Raw genomic sequence first — 15,848 nt, 5'->3', positions numbered from 1 at the left:
CACCCAAAACCACACCACACCAAATTGATACCCTTACCCACATGGAACACAAAAAACACGGCCCACTACGCGCCATAGCACTCGCCACCACAATAATCGCCGCCCTCCTAGCCGCGGCCACAGCAATCACCCTCCACACACGCCCAAAACCAATAGAGCCCATACCAACCAACTACACCCCCGAGCAGCAAGCCCTCGTAACCGCCGCCGGAACACACCTCATCGGAGCACCAGGAAAACGCCTAGACGGCATCGCCGGCATGGCCTGTCTATACCAACAGCAGGCCGACATATACGAAGACCTCGCCACACTGCTCCCTAACTACACGCCCCGAAAAACGACAACCCCCGCCGAATCGATAATTGACAACATAAACCGGTGGGAAAACACCAGATTTGAACTACTCACCGGCTATAAATACAAAGACTTTCCCGCGCGTAAACGCAACGCAATACCAAAAATAACCCGCACTGAGGCAGAGAGCCTCTTCGAAATAATTGATGCACAATACGACTGCGACGCCTACATCGAAAAGCTCGACCAGACCAAATAGTCACTAGAAAAACTTGGCCCCCACAACAACGTAGGGGGCCAAAAATATGCCCAAAACACTACGCAACTACCCCGTAGACCGGGAGGACCCAACATGACCAAAAAAAATGAACACACGACGACTGAACACGACCAGGCACGCGAGCAAGAAGCAGCCGAACGTGCCCGCATACGCACCGAACGCGCCCAACGCCGCGCCCAACGCGAAGAACGCAACAAGCAAATCTTCGAATACCGCAAAGCCGGCCTAACCTACCGCCAAATAGCCGAAAAAGTGGGCATCTCCTACACCCAAGTGCGAAACGTCGTTCTCAAAGCCTACGAGAGCATTACCCGAGAATCCGCACAGCAGCTCGTCACCCTAGAAAAAGAACGCCTAGACACGCTCCTCGCCGGAATATGGCGGCCCGCCACCGAAGGCGACACAAACGCAATCTCCACCGCACTATCAATCATGCGCCACCTCGAACGTCTCCACGGCGTAGACAAGCTCCAAACCGAAACCGACGAAACCCAAGCTGCTGCAACCGCTGCCCTCACCCAGCTCCTTGAGGCCGCCAAACACTACGCCACAAACAACACCCCACCAGACAAATAAACCCAAAGAAGGAGGGCCATCAAGCATGAAAATAGGTCCCTCCCCCAAACAAATGTACGCAATCGGAGCCGCCCAAGGCCGCGTAAATATCTGGCAAGGTTCCATACGATCCGGAAAAACTTGGTCATCCATCATCCGATTCGCCGCCGCCGTCGCCACCAAAACCGGGCCCGGAGAAATCCTCATCACCGGCAAAAACCTAGACTCCATCTACCGAAACCTTTTCTCCCCCATCCTCACCGAACCCACCCTCGCATTCCTCGCCCCCAACACCAGCTACCGGCAAGGCGCGTCCACCGCCACGATGTTCGGAAAAACCATTCACATCGTAGGAGCAAACGACTACCGAGCAGAATCCCGCCTACGCGGCATCACAATCGCACTTGCCTACGCCGACGAAATCACCGTCCTACCAGAAAATTTCTTTTCCCAGCTCCTAGGTCGCATGAGCCCACCCGGAGCACAACTCTTCGGCACCACCAACCCGGACAGCCCCGCCCACTGGCTAAAAACAAATTATCTAGATCGCGTCGACCGACTAAAAGATTGGAATGTTTTCCACTTCACCCTCGACGACAACCCCGCCCTAACCGACGAATACAAAACCGCAATCAAAGCCGAATACACCGGCCTCTGGTATGACCGATTCATCCTCGGAAAATGGGTATCAGCAGACGGCGCGGTATACGACATGTGGGACCCCGACACGATGGTCACCCCATGGGACAACCTTCCCGAGATGGTCGAAACCTACGCAATCGGCGTCGATTACGGAACTACAAACCCAACTGCTGCCCTCACCCTCTCGCTAGGCACCGACGGCCGCCTATACCTAACCGACGAATGGCGCATAGACACAGGCAACCGAACCCGCGCATGGACCGACGCCGAACTTTCCGACGGCCTAATCACATGGGCCGCCACCGCCCACACGCCACACGAAAACACGCCACCCGCAAGATGGATAATTGTCGATCCCGCCGCCGCATCATTTAAAGCCCAACTCCACCACGACGGGGCACGCAACGTTCAAGACGGAAACAATAACGTCCTATACGGCATTCGCCTGGTCGCGTCCCTACTCGCAAACGACCGACTTAAAATAGCCGACCGGTGTACCGGCCTGATTAAGGAAATACCCGGCTACGTATGGGACGCGAAAGCTACCGACCAGGGTACCGACCGCCCCATAAAACACGATGACCATTCACTCGACGCCGCCCGCTACGCCATCGCAACCACAGAACCACTCTGGCGCGGCCGACTCCGCAGAAAGGAATAGACCATGGCACTCCCCAAAAACAACACCGCATGGCCGCCCTACCCGAACGCCCTCAACCGTGCCTACCAAGAACACCACGCATGGTGGACCGGCGACACTGCAAAGCTCGCCGAAGTGTATGCACACGCTCCCACCACGAACACGGCCGGGGGCGCGTTCGGCAGATACGGACTCTTCGGCGGGCTCCGCCGTTTCTTCTGGGGAAAGCAAGACAACCCGACCGCCACCTCTCGCCCCAAATTGCATATTCCCCTCGCCTCAGATATCGCCGAAACCAGCGCCAACCTGCTCTACGCAAACCCGCCAACGATCACTGCCGCCGACCTCACCGAAACCTCCACATTCGACGAGGCCATTGCCGAATATGTCACCGCCGGGCTACACGGCGCACTCCTCGAAGGGGCGGAAATAGGGGCTGCCTACGGCGGCCGCTACCACATCGTCACCCGAGTGCCCGGCATAAACAACGACAAGCCATTCCTAGACACAATCAGCCCAGACCGGGCCGCCCCTGAATTCGCATGGGGCCACCTCGTCGCCGTAACTTTTGCAACTCCCATCGACACCGATCACACAACTGTATATTGGCAAGTCGAACGCCACGAGCTCGACGAGCAAGGCCGCGGGGTCGCCTACCACGGCCTCTACCGGGGCACAGCAACCAACCTCGGAATGGCAATCCCCCTCACCGAACACCCAGCCACCGAGCAGCTAGCCAACCTCGTAAACAGTGACGGGTCGATCGGCAACCCAAACGCACGCACCCCCGGCCTAAACGCCGTCTACGTGCCCAACAATCTCCCCAACCGCAAATTCCGCGACACCGCAGGAACCGCCGGCCTGGGCAGATCAGACTACGACGGCGTGGAACAACTCTTCGACGCCCTCGACGAAACATGGACCTCATGGATGCGCGACCTACGCCTCGCCCGCGCCCGCATCCTCATCTCCAAAGACATGCTAGAAACCCGCGGCAGTGGCAGCGGGGCCTGGTTCGACCTCGACCGCGAAATATTCACACCCCTCGAAGGGGTCCTACCAAACCCGACCGCCGGAAACGCCATGCCAATCGAATCCGTACAATTCCCGATCAGAGTGGAAGAGCACTCAAAAACCGTGGAAGCACTCGTACAGGAAATCATCCGGTCATGTGGCTATTCGGAAGACACATTCGGGGACTACACGCGCGATACCGACATCACAGCAACCGAAGTGCGTGCACGCTCCCGCCGGACCCTGACTACCCGGGCGAAAAAAATCCGGTACGAAACCATCGCCCTCCGCGCACTCATCCCGAAAATGTTGAGCCTCGACCCGACCTACAACGGGCCTTCCCCCTCCAACATTGGGATCGAATTCGAGGAAACTATTCACGAATCAGCAGAAGAGCGGGCCCGTACCGCGACCCTGCTCCGTGGAGCAGAAGCTGCATCCACCTTTACCCGGGTCGCATACGTGCACCCAGATTGGGGACCGGATGAGGTAGCCGCGGAAGTGGCCCGTATCCAAAGCGAAACCGGCACAACCATGGTAGACCCGGACGTGTGGCGGCCTACCGCAACGCTAGAAACAGGCACTCGCGACGACGCCTAGCCCAATTTTAGAAAGCAGTAGTTTTCAATGGCTGAACCCGTCAGACCCCTAGTAATCTCCCAGCAAGCTGCCTGGGAAATCGGGCAGTACCTTTTCGATGTAGAAACCCAACTTGTGCAAGCTCTCGCCTACGCCTACCAGCATGGGCAGGCCCGCGATGCATACATAGTGGGGCGGGCCGAAATGTACGCCGATTTCCACAATCGGGTAGCTGATCTTACCGGCGACCAACAGCAACGCGGCCTTGCGGCAGTGCTGGAGCGGGCCGCCCGCGCTGTGATCGAAGCAGGACTGGCACAAAGCTCGTACCAGCTCAAGCTCGCACCGAACCAAATCACCGAGTTCACGCAACACCGGCTGGCGGGCCTAGTGTGGGAAGCGAACCACGGCCTAATAGAAGGCCTGGGTGACCCGATCGGAGCAATGCTCCGCGGCATTCAAGACGCGTACCGGCAAGTAGCTACTGAAACAATTGCCGCCGCCGCAGCGGGCCAGACCGGGCGCAGGCAAGCAACCCAGCAGGCGATAAATCGGTATGCGGACCTTGGGGTTACCGGGTTCACGACGAAAGACGGGAAGCGGTGGCGTACCGACACGTACGCAGAAATGACCGCCCGCACCACGCTGGGCCGGGCCGCTTTACATGCCGCAACAACCCTGTTTACCGACTTCGGATACCCCGTCGTACGAGTCACCACCAGCCCGGAAACGTGCCCTTTGTGCGCCCCATGGGAACACCAGCTCTTAGCCCTGGACGGCATCACAGGGAAACGCACATTCGACCATGCAGTGACTGGGAAACCGGTGACCGTAAACGTGAAAGCGACGATCAGAGAAGCTCAAGAAGCGGGCCTGTGGCACCCGAATTGCAGGCACGGAATCGATGCCTATATTCCGGGGATGCAATCCACCGCCCCAACCAAACCAGACCCGCGCCTATACGAACTATCTCAGCAGCAAAGGTATTTAGAGCGGCAGGCCCGCAAGTGGGAGCGGCGGCGAGATGTAGCACTCAGTGAGGAAGTAGCACAGGCAGCAGACCAACGAAGGCAAGCCTATTTGGCAAGAATCCGCGCGTTGACAAATACGACGCGGCTGAAACGGAAACCCGAGCGGGAAACAACCCCGCTCCCAAGATAAAGGAAAAAGGAGAACACTATGTGGAAACAAAAGCGCCTACTAGCAATGGTCGATGGGGGCCCTGCCAACACGGGCGGGCAGACCTCCGAAACCGATGGACCAGCGCAAGAAGCCCCTACACCTGACCAGGGACCAAAACCGCCGCACGAAACCCCAGTAGAGGGCGCGGCGAGTGACACCCACGAAAAGCAGGGCCGGGACGTGCCAGAAGACCGGACTAAAGAAGACTTGTGGGCGGAAGTGCAAAAGCTACGCAACGAAAACGCGAAACGCCGCAATGAAGCAAAAAACGCGGCCCACACCTACGAGCAACAACTCGCTGAAATCGCACAAACGTTAGGAATTGCCACGAAAGAAGAAGACCCTACCCCGGAACAACTACAAGACACGATCACAAACCTCACCAGCGAGCGGGACAACGCGACCAAACAGCGGGACCAAGCAATCCTGGAAAACGCGGTATGGAAAACAGCAACCAAAACCGGAGCAGACCCTACCGCGCTCTTAGATTCGCGCTCATTCCTCGACTCCCTCAAAGAGATCGACCCGACCAACACAGACCAACTCACCGCAAAAATCAGCGAAGCGGTGAAGGACAACCCGCGATTCGCTACGAAAACCACAGATTGGGGAGCGTATCGCACTCAGGCCCACTCGACCGCCGGGCGCGGAGAGAAGGACCGCAATCAAGTAACCATTGCGGACGCACTCGCGGCCCGCACTAACCAGTAAGGAAACAAAAATATGGCTGTTACTTTGGAAGCCGCCGCACAAAATGCGGTAGACGACCTCGACCTGTCAATCATTAACGAATTCCGCACGTCCACGCTCATCGACGCCCTCCCCTTCGAGGACGCCGTAAACCCGATCGGGGGCGGCGGGACCCTCACCTATTCGTACCGGCGCGAAACCGCGCTCGCGGACGCCGCGTTCCGTGCAATCAACACGGAATACACGCCGGCTAACCTCCCTCCGACTACCCGCCACTCGGTAGACCTCCACCCGCTCGGTGGGGCCTTCGAAGTGGACCGCGTATTCCGAAATGTGGGACCGGCACAAACCAACGAAATTTCGCGGAACATGTCCGCGGTTATCCGGGCCGCGAGCGCGAAGTTCTCCGAAACGTTCATTACCGGAGATTCCTCGGCACAAGTGAACTCTTTTGACGGCCTTTCCAAGACTTTGGCCGGCACAACCACGGAGGTACTAGACACCTCCGAGTTCGATATTTCGGGGGCGATGACCGAAGAAAAGGCGTGGGCAATGCTCGACCTGCTCGACGCTCTCCTAGCGAAGGTTGAAGGGACCGGGCGGCGCGTAATTATCGCGAATGACAAATTCATTCGTAAGGCAATTGCTGCAGCCCGTCGCCTTTCCGTACACGTGGAAAAACCAGGACCGCTGCACTCGTACCGTCACTACTACGGCGACGTCGAGCTGATCGACGCAGGCAAAGGCCCGGGCCAGAACAAGGACATCATTGCGAACGACAAGGCTCAAGGCACGGACGTCTATGCGGCCCGGCTCGCTCTTGATGGCGTGCATGGCGTGTCTTTGGCCGGCCAGCCGCTGGTCCAGTACTGGCTACCTAATTTCAATCAGGCTAGGGCCGTGCACCGTGGCGAAGTCGAACTTGGCCCGGTCGCGGTGGCTATGAAGTCCACGAAGGCGGCGGCCGTGTTCCGTGGCGTCAAATTGTAAGCACAAAGTAAGGGAGAGTGGTTTTGTGGGTGTAAAGATTGAAGCCCCTATTCCAGGATATTCAGGCACAACACAATTCGGGACAACCGTTGCCGCGTTTGTTGACGGCGTGGCGACAGTAGCCGAGTTAGCCCCGGGGGTTCGGGAATATTTGGAGCGGGCCGGTTACGTGGTGACCGACGCGAAGCCTGAGGCTAAGCGTGCGACCCGTACCAGTAAACCGGCCACCAAACAAGACACCAAACCCTAAAACAAAGGGGGCGTGACGTGCCCGGGGTAGTGGGTGGCTGGAAGGGGCACCCAAAAGGGCTGAGTGTGGGAACGAATGCGTGCACAAAATTGGGAGGGTTGGGCGGTACAGCTGGGGTGGTGTCATGGGCCAACCCTCCCCCGCGCATTCACGTTTACACACCCAGTTTTCATGAGTATGTGCTGGTTAGCGCCGCGGTGTTCCTTGGCATGTAATAGGTGGGTAAATGGATGGGTAAGTCCGTGTTCTCCGCCCGCCTACTGTGTGTCTCGCGGTGCAAGGCGAGCCAGACACAAACCCTCTTTTGGGTGCCCCGTCCTGCCGCCCACCACCCCGGGCACGTTTCACGAAAAACTAGAAAGAAAAAACGGGGGTGTGGATGTGGAATACACGCCGCGCGTCGCTGTCGTAAACGAACTCATCCGGCAAGCACTGCGCACAACCAGATACGAGCCTGATGAGAACGGGCTCCCAAAAAATGGGCCACTAAAGCAGGCAGTCGATCAAGCCCGGCAAGCCCAGCTAGATGCATGGGAAAAAGCCGGGATAGACCCCGACCTGCCACGGGCCACACCTTCCGTGGCCGCATCTAAAACACTCGGACCGGGCACAGTCACATATGCGGACGCGCGGGCGGTTGTTGAAGAACAACAGCAAGCCCGGGTGAGGTTGTGTCCTTCCGCTAGGGCCATATTGGCCCGGCACGTAACCCAGCCAAACATTTTCTAGAAAGGCGCGTGGTGGGAGTGTTTACAGAGTTTTATAACACGACAGTCACATACACGCCGGTCTACGAGTACAGCGCGGAAACCGTCCAGTACAAAACGTGGGGTGAAACCACGGTCCCGGCGTTTGTTACTGCAACCGATCAAATCGTGCGCACGTTGCAGGGTGTCGAGAAACAAGCAACCCGAACAATTTACATGCCGCTAGACGCGGTACCCGAGGTAAGGGTAGGAGCGCGCATAAAAACAAAAGCCGGGGATCGGTTGAAAGTATTGCGGGCCCAAAAGTGGGAGCTGGAAGGGTTCCCAGAATGTTGGGAGGTGTACTGCCAGTGAGTACCAGCGTAGTGGTGGAATGGGATGGGGAATCCGTGAAACGAGCCGTTACCAGTGCGGTAAACAGTGGCCTGAACCAGGCCGCAAATTTGGTGTTGTCCCGTGCTAAAGAAATTGTCCCTTTCGATGAAGGTGTGCTTTCAGCTTCTGGGGCGGTTGATTCGCCCCGTGACTTGCAGGCACGTATCAGCTTCGAAACTCCGTACGCGGTAGTCCAGCACGAGAATTTGACGTACGTTCACAAGAATGGGCGGCAAGCGAAATACTTAGAAACCCCGGTGCTCGAATCACGCCGCGATATTGAGGCTATTGTGGCGCGCGAAGTGTCTAAAACTTTAGGTAGCGGCCTATGAGTAGTGTTTTAGATTTGAAACGCGCCGCTGAGAAAACTGTCGCTGACTGGCTGCTTAATGCTTCCCGCGGGGCAGGTGGCCACCCCTACATGCTCGTAGGAAGTGGCTACACCCCTGAACGGGTAGGGCTTTGGGAAGAAAGTGACACAATACTTGTCACTATCGGCTACACGCCGCCCGAACCGGTCAATTTGTGGGCGGTCACGTGTTATGCCACGCCCGACACCCCGGAAGACCCGAGGCATGAGCCGTGGAGGGCATTCGTGCAGGTACAAATACGCATCGACCCCACAAGTGGCAAACAGTGGAGTGATATGCCGGGGCCGGACCGTTTATATGCGGCGATGCGGTGGTGCGAGAAAACTCTTACAGGCCCGTCACCCGGCCCACAGCATTACGGGAACGTGCAACGCATAAAGCTTACGAGTTGGGCGGTTCTCGATATTGGAGAGCTAGGGAACCCGATGGTCGGAACCCTAAATTTTGATGTACACATACAAGGAGTAACACAACTATGACGCAACTAAATAAGGAAACCCTGGGCGCATTCGATCCGTCAATCCCTTCCGGAGCGGATTACACCTATTCCTATGAGATGGGGGTAGACATTTACGATGATGCGAAATCCCAGTGGCAGAAAATCCGGCAGATTTCGGACGTCGACCCGGCACGTACGCCGATCACTCAGTCAGCTCCCACCTATTCGGATAAGGGCGCTCCGAATGAGGTAGTGACGTCTGAATCGTGGACGTTGTCGTTCTTCGTCCAGGAGCTACATCTTCCGGATGGGTCTGTCCTACCGGAGCTTGAGCTGCTCCGCTCCGCGGAAGAACCGACCGCGATGGGGGCGAAAGCTAACCGCCAATTCCGGTGGTATGACGAACCCGCAGGGGGCCGTAAACCGGACCCTGACAAGGCCTATTCGGGTATTGGGACCGTGTCTATGACTCGGGCACAAACATCGGCAGACGGGAACGTAGCCGGCTACAACGTGACGATCACAGGGAAGGGGCGGCGCACGAAGATTGCTAACCCGTTAACTTCGGCCGCGTCAAGTTCCGTCTAGGTTCGAGCAGGTATTTCGCCTGCCTGCACTTCCCGCACTTTTTTGGATAGGAGAATCCCATGACCGAAACCCCTCATTTTTACAGTGACCAGCAGCGGGCAACCGCGTTGGAATCCATGTTCCTGCAACCGCTACGGTTGTCTCATCCCAAGCTGGGCCAGTTTGAAGTAGAACCGCCTAACGCCGCCGATGGGGCGACCCTCACCGCACTGTACACGGTGTTGTTGCAACGACAAACAATCGAACCAGAACCGGAAACATGTTCCACCTGTGGCCAGGCAGTGCTTACGGCTACGAATCGACGTTTACGGGCCGCGCTGGAAGCAGCAAAAGACCGCGATGTTGAAGATATTGCTCTAGGGGAAGACAATGTGCGCCGGCTTAAAGAAACCGGCGTGCCGGGCCAAGATATCGCCCTGCTTGGCATTTACGCAATGGTGTTTTGGGTAGGTGGGCAGACAATGGCCGATACCTGGTTGAGAGCCGCCCAAGACCCGGCAGGCAGTCTCAAGGCTACTAAACCCGCCACTAGCGAGGATAGTGGGAGTGGTGAGGCCCCAAAAGTATCGAAGAATGGGCCAAATATGGGGTCGGGGAGCCGGATGAGCAAGGCGTCTACCCGAGGTACGCGCTCCCCCGCCACCTCAAACCAAAAAGCCCGAGGCAGCAGGAAAAAGAACGCAAGCGGCAAGAAAACCAGCTGATCGTATATTGGGGGGATATTTTCCGGTTTTGGCCGGAAGTTGTCCTCGATTTTCATGACCACTACCAGATCGATCTGGGAGACCCGGTTTATGCGGCCAGGCCGTGGGAGTGGTTCCGTACCCGCCTGTTAGGACTCTCCTACCGGGCGGGTACTCGTTTTTCTACCCGGCTGGCTAGTGTGCAACCGCAACGCAAGAACCAACAAAATCATTAATAGTGCCCGCACGTGCCCGGAAAGGAGGGGCTAAAAAAGCTATGCAAGTAGGACAGGTGACAGCCCTCATTACGGCTGAAACACAACAGTTTGACCAAGCTATTGATGCTTCGGGGCGTAAGGCCCAACGATTTGGTGACACAGTGCGGCGCGGATTCGGGGCGGTGGGGAAAGCTTCCGCCGCTACACTAACCGCCATGGCCGGCGGGGTGGCCGGTTTTTCTAAGACCGTGCTGGATGCAGGTCTCTCCTATAACGTTTTGCAGCAAAACAGCAGGGCTGCACTGTCTTCAATTATGGGTAGCGCGGAAGCTGCGGCTAAACAAATGGACAAACTCGACGAGTTTGCCCGCACGTCACCATTCTCGAAAGATGTGTTCATTACAGCCCAGCAGCAAATGCTCGGGTTCGGTATGGCCGCTGAAAACGTTCTACCCACGTTGGACGCTATCCAGCAGGCGGTAGCCGCTACCGGGGGGTCTTCCCACCAAGTTGGCGAGCTTGCCTATGTGCTTGCACAAATATCGTCGGTCGGTAAGGTTACCGCCACTGATCTGATGCAGCTCGGCATTCGTGGTGTGGATGCCGCTTCGATGATCGGTGACCAAATGGGTAAAACCAGCGGCGAAATTCGTGAAATGATTTCTAGCGGCGCGATTGACGCGAACGAGTTCATTTCGATGGTCACCACGGGGATGCAAGAGCGGTTCGGTGGGGCCACCGCTAGCATTAAAGAGCAGTGGAGTGGGGCCGCTGATCGGATTAAGGCGTCTACGCGTGATATTGGGGCCGCTATCGGGGCCGTGTTTATCGACCCGAAGGGCGGCGGTCAGGCAGTAACTTGGGGCAACCAGGTTGCTGACATTTTCCGGTCCGTGGAGGCCCTTGCTAAGCAAGCCATGCCACGGGTTGCGGTCTTGCTGGAAGAACCCTTTGGGCGGGTATCTGACCTGCTCACAAGCCTGAATAACAAGATCGCGAATGTAGACGTGGACCGCATGTTTACCGGGCTTGACAGGCTCAAACCGTATACGCCGATCATCGCCGGGCTTACTAGCGCAGTACTTGCGTGGAACACGCAAATGCTAGCTTCTATCCCGATTATCGGTAATTTGGTGCCCGCTTTGAACCCGCTCGTAGCGGGTATCGCCGGCCTCGTATTGGCGGTACCACAAGCGCGGGAAGCTATCGCACGTTTTGCAGACTCGTTGCGGCCCGCGTTTTCGGCACTCAAAGAAGCTGGGGTTGTGGTCGCAGATGTAGCTATCGGCCTGGTAGAGCGCCTCACCCCCGGTTTTGATGCCGTGCTGAACACGGTGGCGGATGTGGCTACCGCGTTTACAAGTTTCCTCCCTCCCCTAGCCAACGTTTTACAGGCGGCACTTCCGTTAGCGTCGGCGGTGTCTGCTATCGCGGAAGCGTTTGATTCCCTACCCGGGCCGATCAAAACCGCGGCCGCGGCCTTCCTGGTTTTTAGGAATCCGATCGGGAACCTTGTGACGAGCTTCGAATCGATCGGGGCCGGTCTGATGGACGCGGTCGGGTATTTCCGGATCGCGCGTAACGAGGGTGAGTCTTTCGGCGCGTCACTTGTTTCGGCTATTACCCCTGCTTCTTCGAAGGTGACCGGCCTGGCCGGGGCTATCCAAGGAGCTATAGCCACAGCGTTTAACCCGATGAATTTGGCGGTCGGTGGGCTTGCTATAGCTTTCGGCTTGTGGGCTGATGCGCAGGCTAAGGCCGCTGAACGGCAGCGTGAAATAACTCAGAAGAGCCAAGAGCTCCTACGGTATATTGACGAAACTACCGGCAAGCTTGATCAGGCCGCGGCTCGGCTCCAAATCATTTTTGATTTAGAAGATCAAATCGATCCGAGCAAAATGCGTGAATGGGGCCTGGAATATGAAGATGTTGCGGATGCGATTCTTGGTGTTGAGGATGCTCAACGCCGTGTAGGCAACGTGATTGACGAGAATCGCGGTAAGTATGATACTCGTAAATATGTGAATGGCATTGGCGACCTTGTAGACGCCATGCAAGTTCAGGAAGGAGCGCTATCGCGTTCACGGGTCGAGTGGGACCGGAATCGGCAGATTCAAGACGCTAGCCGCGATTCGACGGAAGCGAATACGGAGGCTCTACGTCGCCAAAAAGCAGAGTTGGATAATACGGCGAGTGCTACCGCGAATTATTCGCGCTTGCTGGAGCAACATGCTTTGCTGACGGATCGGGCACGGGAATCTATCACGGAATTTGGTTCTGCTGGGCTTTCGGAGCAGACTCTATTCTTTGATGAGACCACAGAAGCAGGGCAGCGGTTTAATGGCACGCTGCGGGATATGGCCCAAACCGCGTTAAATCTGCGGAACGAAATGGAAAAAAGCGGTTCCACAACCGGGGAAATCCGTGCCCAAATGGAAACCCAACGCGCCGACTTTGTTGCGATTGCTGAGGCTATGGGTATGAGTCGGGACCGGGCAGAAGAGCTCGCTGACGCTCTTAACCTTATCCCTGGGAATATTCATTCCGAAGTTGATGTGGAAATCGGGCAGGCCCTCCAAAAGTTGGGCGAAGTGAAAATCGAAATGGATACCACTACGGGCACGATTCTTTTGGATGGTAACCCGGTACCGGCGCAAGGGAAGCTGGGCGACTTTTTGGAGGAAGTTGCAGGCAACCCCGGAACGGTCGAAATTAATGGTAATTTCGAGCCTGCTGACATGACGGTCATGGAATGGATTTTGCGGACCAGTAACCGTACTGGGACCGTGATTATTGACGGTAACTCGATGCCCGCGGAAGTGGTCACCGCGGGCCTGTTGAAGGCTATCGAGAATGGGAACCCCGTGGTCGATATCTACGGGGACGATGTGCCTATCATGGACGTGTTTAACGCGTTTGTGAATTATGCGGAGAACCGCGACCCGGAAACCCAGATTAAGGGTAATGCTAGTGATGCACAGTGCAAGATCGATGGACTCGATGGGCAGCGGGTAAGCGTAAATGTGGATGCGAATACTTCTACTGCTGAGAGCAAAGTCGCCAGTATGAGGGCGCGGCTCTCCTTGCCTGTACATGTGCCAATCGTCCCGGTGCGTGGTGGAGGTTCGGCCTACCCCAGTGGTGGTACCGGCGGTAGTGGGATGGTCGCAACAATGTACGCGCATGGCGGTTTCCATGAGCATCGTGTAGCTCAAATATCTCCCGCAGGGGCATATCGAGTGTGGGCTGAGGACGAGACCGGAGGCGAAGCCTACATTCCGCTATCTGTGGCGAAGCGGCCCCGGTCGCTACGCATTTTGGATGAGGTTGCCGCCCGATTTGGCTACCTGCTAGTGAATCGGGGTACTACGCGCCGGTTCGCCGATGGGGACCCGGGTCCGGCTCCGGTGGCCCCCACTGTGCAGGCTGGGGCAGTGTTTCCTCCCCAGGTTGTATTGCGGGTTGGGGATCGCGAGTTCACTGCGTATGTGTCTACGGTGGCCGATTCGCGTATTCGGCAGGCTAGTGAGAGAGAAGAGCGATGGGCCTAAAAGTGTCAGATGGTCGAGGGGCGGCTCGCATTGTGTGGACCGGCGTCCAGCTTTCAGAGCCATGGCGAATTATCGGAGCTACCACGGCTAGCGAGTGGGTCGCTGGCAGTGGGGCTGATAGTGACGTGCCGGCTTTGGTCGATGTGCGTGCACCATTCAATTTGCAGATTTCGTACCGGCTAGAAACTCGGGCCGGGCGAGTCTTGGCCCGGTCCAGCCCAATCGTCTTGCACCCTCCCACTACCGGGGTGGACGTGGTGCAATCCGTATACGAGCGGACTGGGATAAATGCCCAATTGCTGGATACGGGCGATGGTGCGGGGATTGAGGCCGCGTTAGAAACAGCGTGGGTACCCGGCAATCAATACCCGGTGGTGTCACAATCTGGGGTGCGGCGTAAAAGTGTCGCATTCGAGTTTTTAGCAGCTCTAGAAGATGTGGAAAAGCTTGTCGGGTGGGTGGATCGGGGCGACCCGATAGTGATACGCACCGCCTACCCGATGCCGTCCCTTCCCCCGTCGTGGCAGGTCGCGGTCACTTCGTTGACTCATGGAATCTTTTCGTATGATCCGCCCTATTTGCGGCGCGTATCCCTCGAAGGGTGGCCGTGTGAGCTGCCGGGCGGGGTGCGGCAAGCGGCGGCTACCTGGCGGGACGTAAAAACCGGATGGAGTTCGTTCGCCCAATTGCGCGATGCAGGTCTAAGCGGGCGGGGCCTGGTAGAAGGCGGGTGGATTGATGCGTGAGGACGCACCTACACCGGAGCAGGTAACCGGCGGCAGGTTTTGGGTGGAAGCAACGTTTTCCAGCCCGGACCTGGTAGAGCACACGTTTCCCGTAGCTGGGGGCGTGCTGGTTTGGCAAGCAGACCACTACCCCGCGACCCGGGTAGCTGGGTTGCAGATCGCACGGCCAGGAGACGCGGAATTTCCGGATTGGCGGGAGGTTGTCTCCCCAGATGGGGCCACGGTCCGGTTGGAGGGTATTTGTGAGTCCGCGGGGGGCGTATCCCGGTGGCCAGCAGGCGAATATTTAGTTACCCGTGTAACGGAGGCTAGCGCGTATTTGCGGGTTGATGCGCAAGATTTCGGGCTGCGAGTTGTGGAGCGGAAGCTTGGCACGCCACGGCCGGTAGCCCCGTCTTTACCGGCCCGGAATGCGATGTCCGCAATTTTCGGTATTGCTGGTGTGGATCAAATCGAGTGGGCTACTGACGCGGGCAAAGGCCCGGTTCCAGAAGGGTTTAGTATCGGCACTGATTTAGGCAAAACGCTTGAAGAACTGTTTGATGCTTGGGGGTTGTATGCGCGGGCCGGTTGGAATGGTGGCCTGCGTGTAGCAGATATCCCTACCGGCCACGAACCTGGGGCAGGGCTTGTTTTTACTGATGGGCAGGCAGGGACGGTGGTCGGTGCGGAGCGGGCGGCTAATCGGGACGACATTTTTAATCATGTCGTGGTCCCGGTTGCTGATTCTGAAGCGGTCGGTGAAGCGTACGCGTCTACCGGGAAGTATGCGGTGGACCGTTTTGGGTGGCGCACCGCGAATGTTACGGGCAGTTCGGTGGCGTCGCAGGCGCAAGCGTTGCTTGTGGCTCGGTCTGAGCTGGCGAAGTATTTGCGGCGGGCCCGTACTGTGCCGGTCGAGTTGGTGCCCGATTGGCGGGTGGAACCGTACGACCTGGTGATGGTTCAGGTGGGCAGAGACCGGTTTAGTGGTGTTGTTACTGGTGCGGAATGGCCGCTTGCGGCTGACGCGACCATGGTGGTCGATATTGGTATAGAAAGCGATTAGGAACT

General features: G+C 57.3%; 15 protein-coding genes. All 15 read left to right on the top strand.

Annotated elements, in window-relative coordinates; all coding sequences use genetic code 11:
• Positions 1-41 precede the first annotated feature (41 nt).
• Positions 42-554, top strand: coding sequence for a hypothetical protein (locus H8274_RS04095; protein WP_185933911.1), 513 nt, complete (start codon positions 42-44; stop codon positions 552-554).
• A gap of 93 nt (positions 555-647) precedes the next feature.
• The gene (locus H8274_RS04090) at positions 648-1,151 is read left to right on the top strand and encodes a helix-turn-helix domain-containing protein (protein ID WP_185933910.1); all 504 of its coding nucleotides are present in this window, start codon (positions 648-650) and stop codon (positions 1,149-1,151) included.
• A gap of 25 nt (positions 1,152-1,176) precedes the next feature.
• Positions 1,177-2,433: a PBSX family phage terminase large subunit gene (locus tag H8274_RS04085; protein ID WP_185933909.1), complete on the top strand. Its 1,257-nt coding sequence runs from the start codon at positions 1,177-1,179 to the stop codon at positions 2,431-2,433.
• 3 nt (positions 2,434-2,436) lie between these two features.
• Complete coding sequence (locus H8274_RS04080; protein ID WP_185933908.1) at positions 2,437-4,026, top strand: phage portal protein; 1,590 nt, start codon at positions 2,437-2,439, stop codon at positions 4,024-4,026.
• A gap of 27 nt (positions 4,027-4,053) precedes the next feature.
• Positions 4,054-5,166, top strand: a complete 1,113-nt coding sequence (locus H8274_RS04075; protein ID WP_185933907.1) for a phage minor capsid protein — start codon at positions 4,054-4,056, stop codon at positions 5,164-5,166.
• An 18-nt stretch (positions 5,167-5,184) separates the two neighbouring features.
• Positions 5,185-5,898: a hypothetical protein gene (locus tag H8274_RS04070; protein WP_185933906.1), complete on the top strand. Its 714-nt coding sequence runs from the start codon at positions 5,185-5,187 to the stop codon at positions 5,896-5,898.
• Between the two features lie 12 nt (positions 5,899-5,910).
• Positions 5,911-6,867: a major capsid protein gene (locus H8274_RS04065; RefSeq protein WP_185933905.1), complete on the top strand. Its 957-nt coding sequence runs from the start codon at positions 5,911-5,913 to the stop codon at positions 6,865-6,867.
• 25 nt (positions 6,868-6,892) lie between these two features.
• Positions 6,893-7,117: a hypothetical protein gene (locus H8274_RS04060; protein WP_185933904.1), complete on the top strand. Its 225-nt coding sequence runs from the start codon at positions 6,893-6,895 to the stop codon at positions 7,115-7,117.
• A gap of 1,057 nt (positions 7,118-8,174) precedes the next feature.
• Positions 8,175-8,531 (top strand): minor capsid protein, encoded by a 357-nt coding sequence (locus H8274_RS04055; protein WP_185933903.1) that lies wholly within the window; start codon positions 8,175-8,177, stop codon positions 8,529-8,531.
• Complete coding sequence (locus H8274_RS04050) at positions 8,528-9,049, top strand: hypothetical protein (protein WP_185933902.1); 522 nt, start codon at positions 8,528-8,530, stop codon at positions 9,047-9,049. The genes H8274_RS04055 and H8274_RS04050 overlap by 4 nt, the downstream gene beginning before the upstream one ends.
• Complete coding sequence (locus H8274_RS04045; RefSeq protein WP_185933901.1) at positions 9,046-9,597, top strand: phage tail tube protein; 552 nt, start codon at positions 9,046-9,048, stop codon at positions 9,595-9,597. Before H8274_RS04050 ends, H8274_RS04045 begins: the two co-directional genes overlap by 4 nt.
• A gap of 59 nt (positions 9,598-9,656) precedes the next feature.
• Positions 9,657-10,301: a DUF7426 family protein gene (locus tag H8274_RS04040; protein WP_185933900.1), complete on the top strand. Its 645-nt coding sequence runs from the start codon at positions 9,657-9,659 to the stop codon at positions 10,299-10,301.
• A gap of 256 nt (positions 10,302-10,557) precedes the next feature.
• Entirely contained in the window at positions 10,558-14,049 is a 3,492-nt protein-coding gene (locus tag H8274_RS04035) for a tape measure protein (protein ID WP_185933899.1), read from the top strand.
• Between the two features lie 2 nt (positions 14,050-14,051).
• Positions 14,052-14,795 carry a hypothetical protein gene (locus tag H8274_RS04030; RefSeq protein ID WP_185933898.1) on the top strand — a complete coding sequence of 248 codons (744 nt, stop codon included), beginning with the start codon at positions 14,052-14,054 and terminating at the stop codon, positions 14,793-14,795.
• Positions 14,788-15,843: a hypothetical protein gene (locus H8274_RS04025; RefSeq protein WP_185933897.1), complete on the top strand. Its 1,056-nt coding sequence runs from the start codon at positions 14,788-14,790 to the stop codon at positions 15,841-15,843. Before H8274_RS04030 ends, H8274_RS04025 begins: the two co-directional genes overlap by 8 nt.
• Positions 15,844-15,848: the final 5 nt, after the last annotated feature.

Source organism: Actinobaculum suis (assembly GCF_900618115.1).
Classification (GTDB): Bacteria; Actinomycetota; Actinomycetes; order Actinomycetales; family Actinomycetaceae; genus Actinobaculum; species Actinobaculum suis.
The sequence above is the reverse complement of the archived record's forward strand: the minus strand, read 5'-3'. Positions and strand labels throughout refer to the sequence as shown.